Source organism: Bathymodiolus heckerae thiotrophic gill symbiont (genome assembly GCF_900128515.1).
Taxonomy (GTDB): domain Bacteria; phylum Pseudomonadota; class Gammaproteobacteria; order PS1; family Pseudothioglobaceae; genus Thioglobus_A.
On sequence record NZ_FQTP01000128.1, the window covers coordinates 1 to 3,100 of the forward strand.

At 38.5% G+C, this 3,100-nt stretch carries 3 protein-coding genes; all 3 read right to left on the reverse strand.

Going from position 1 to position 3,100, the window contains the following annotated elements; all coding sequences use genetic code 11:
- Positions 1–116: 116 nt before the first annotated feature.
- From BTHERMOSOX_RS10005 to glcF, 3 genes are read right to left on the reverse strand one after another with little or no spacing between them, the layout of a single operon-like run.
- Positions 117–563, reverse strand: coding sequence for a L,D-transpeptidase (locus BTHERMOSOX_RS10005; protein ID WP_138121020.1), 447 nt, complete (start codon positions 561–563; stop codon positions 117–119).
- A 9-nt stretch (positions 564–572) separates the two neighbouring features.
- On the reverse strand, positions 573–1,889 hold the full coding sequence (rlmD, locus tag BTHERMOSOX_RS10010) for a 23S rRNA (uracil(1939)-C(5))-methyltransferase RlmD (protein WP_138121021.1): 1,317 nt from the start codon (positions 1,887–1,889) through the stop codon (positions 573–575).
- A gap of 15 nt (positions 1,890–1,904) precedes the next feature.
- Complete coding sequence (gene glcF / locus BTHERMOSOX_RS10015; protein ID WP_138121022.1) at positions 1,905–3,038, reverse strand: glycolate oxidase subunit GlcF; 1,134 nt, start codon at positions 3,036–3,038, stop codon at positions 1,905–1,907.
- Between the last annotated feature and the right edge of the window lie 62 nt (positions 3,039–3,100).

The following is a 3,100-nucleotide window of genomic DNA, read 5'->3' on the forward strand; positions in this document are numbered from 1 at the left end:
AATGGGTCGGCCTACAAATTTATTTTCAGCCTCACAACGAACATCGATTAACACCGCCTCTTTATTGACCTGTAAACGTTCAATGGCTTTTTTTGGTAAATATTGAAGTAGGCTACTCATGAAGCAATTATAGCAACATCTTCACCAATTTGAACAAGATCAAATAACTCGATAATATCTTTATTATGCATGCGAATACAACCTTTAGATCTAGATATACCCATTGGTGTTTCATCAGGCGATCCATGAATATAAATATATCGATTTTTAGTATTTTTATTATGGCTTTCAACACCATCAAGCCAAAGAATTCTAGTTAAAATCCAATCTCTATCAGGATGCTTCTGGGCCAATTGAGTATTATAAATTTCACCGGTAAAAACCCTACCTTTAAGTACTGAATTTAGCGCCAAATCTTGGCCGATTTTTTCACAAATCCTAAACTTCCCAAGCGGCGTGCAAAACGAACCTTCTATCTCACCCACACCATTAGCCGAACTACTAATAGCGTACGATTTATCTTTAAAGGTGAGCGTTTGATTAGCAATATTGATTGTAATCATTGGGCTGGCTTATTTAGTAAATAGTGCAATGGATTCAACATGCGCCGTTTGCGGGAACATATCCATAACCCCGGCAGTTTCTAGCTTATAACCAAGCTCAATCAATTTTTCGGTATCACGCGCCAATGTTGATGGATTACACGATACATACACCAAACGCTCAACCCCTAATTTAGGCAACAATTCAACAATTTCAATCGCACCTGAACGAGCTGGATCGATCAATGCTTTGTTGTAAGTTTTACCTCTAAACCATTCAAAACCCTCAACTTCTTTAAACAAATCAGCTTTGTAAAAATTAGCATTAGTAATGCCATTTTTTTCAGCATTATATTTTGCACGTTCGATCAAACCCAGATCTCCTTCAACACCAACCGCATGCTTGGCATATTTTGCCATTGGCAGGGTGAAATTACCCAGACCGCAGAATAAATCAATCACTTCATCATTGTCATTAAGCTCGAGCATGTCTATGGCCAAATTAATCATTTTTTGATTAAGCTTAAAATTCACTTGAGTAAAGTCAGTCGGTAAAAACTCCATTTCGATAGCGTGATCTGGATGCGAATAAGTTAACACGGCGGGCTTATCAAGTGGTTTAACGGTATCTGCACCGCCACTTTGTGTGTAGAAAGTAATATTTAATTCATTAGCGCAATCGATTAGCACCTGCTCATCGTCAGTAGTAAGCGGCTCAAGATGTCTTAAAATTAAGATTGTATTGTTCTCAGCAACTGCCACTTCAATTTGTGGCACTTGTGATTTGATTGATAATTTTTCTATCGCGCCTGCCAATACTTCTAAATTATCACCCAAAGAAGGATGAAGTACCTCACAACGTGTCATATTGGTAATAAAGCCAGATTTCTTTTCTCTAAAGCCAACTAGAACTTTACCTTTTTTAGCAACATAACGAACACCTAAGCGTGCCTTACGGCGATAACCCCAACTCTGAACTTGTAATGGCTCCAGCCAATTTTTGGGTTCAACTTTAGCCTGACCTAAAAAAGCATCTTTAAGCCACTTGCCTTTAGCATCGATTTGATCTTCGCTAGAGAGGTGTTGGAACGAACAGCCGCCACAGATGCCAAACACTTCGCATTTTGGTTCAATACGATTATCAGCAGGCTTAAGCACCTCTTTAACATCTGCCTCTTCAAACTTAGCTCGTGAAAATGTACGATCTGCAATAACTGTTTCGCCAGGTAATGCACCTGAAACAAAAATTACCTTCTCATCAAGATGAGCAATACCACGACCTTCGTGAGACAAAGATTCGATTTCTAATTCGTAGGTTCTAGGTTTTGGTTTTCTTCTTCTGCCCATTATGCTTGCGGTTAATTATTTGGATTGATTATCCAATAGTTCGACCCAGTGTTTGACTGGAATTTTACTGTCTTTTTGCAAATGCATTAAACAGCCGATATTAGCAGTCACGATCATCTCTGGCGCTGAAGCCAGCAAATGATTAAGCTTGTTGGTTTTTAGCTGTTTGGATAAGTCTGGCTGAAAGATAGAATACGTACCTGCTGAGCCACAACATAAATGAGAATCTTGCACTTTAGCTGGATGATAACCCAATGAATCCAAAATAGAATTAACCAGCCCTGCCAGCTTCTGACCATGCTGTAATGTACATGGCTCATGATATGATATATGGGCCTTCTCTAAATTGAGTTTGGTCAAGTCTTTGTCACTCAAAAATTCAGCAATGTCTTGAGTTTTTGCAGATACTGCTTTGGCCTTTAAATAGTAATCATCATCTTCTTTAAACATTGAAGCATAGTCTTTAACCATTAACCCACAACCACTAGCACTAGAGATAATACTATCAACCTCTAATTTAAGCCAAGCATCAATATTTGATTTGATTTTAAGCATTGCGTCATGTTCGGCACTAAGATGCTGATCCACCGCACCACAACATTGTTTTTGCGGGGTTTCGATAGCTTCATAGCCTAACTTTGCCAAAATATTCTTAATGCTGTGATTAATATTTGGCGCTAAAACAGGCTGCACACAACCACCTAACAACAATACTTTTTTACTGCCGACACTTGGTTTGATTGCCAAACCTTGCTTTCTTGAGTGTTTAGCAATAAAACCGATTGGATTAAATAGTAAAGGCGTGGTTAATAATTTACGCACAGAATAACGCATAGCCTTTTGCCAAAGGGGGCGTTTTTGCTCAACAAACTCACGACCAATATCAACCAACTTTGAATATTCAACACCAGATGGGCAGGTTGTTTCGCACGATCTACAGGTTAAACAGCGATCGAGATGCTTGATACTTTCTTGTGAGAAATCATTCTTCTCAAGAGAGGATTTAATTAAATAAATGCGTCCACGAGGAGAATCTAGTTCGTCACCCAAGAGTTGATAGGTTGGACAAGTGGCCAAGCAAAATCCACAATGCACACATTTTCGAATAATCTCATTGGCCTTAAAATTGGCAATTTGATGCGTTTGCATTAGTTAAAAATTCCTTTTGGATCAAACACAGTTTTTAATCGGCTTTCAATTTCTCGTCGTAA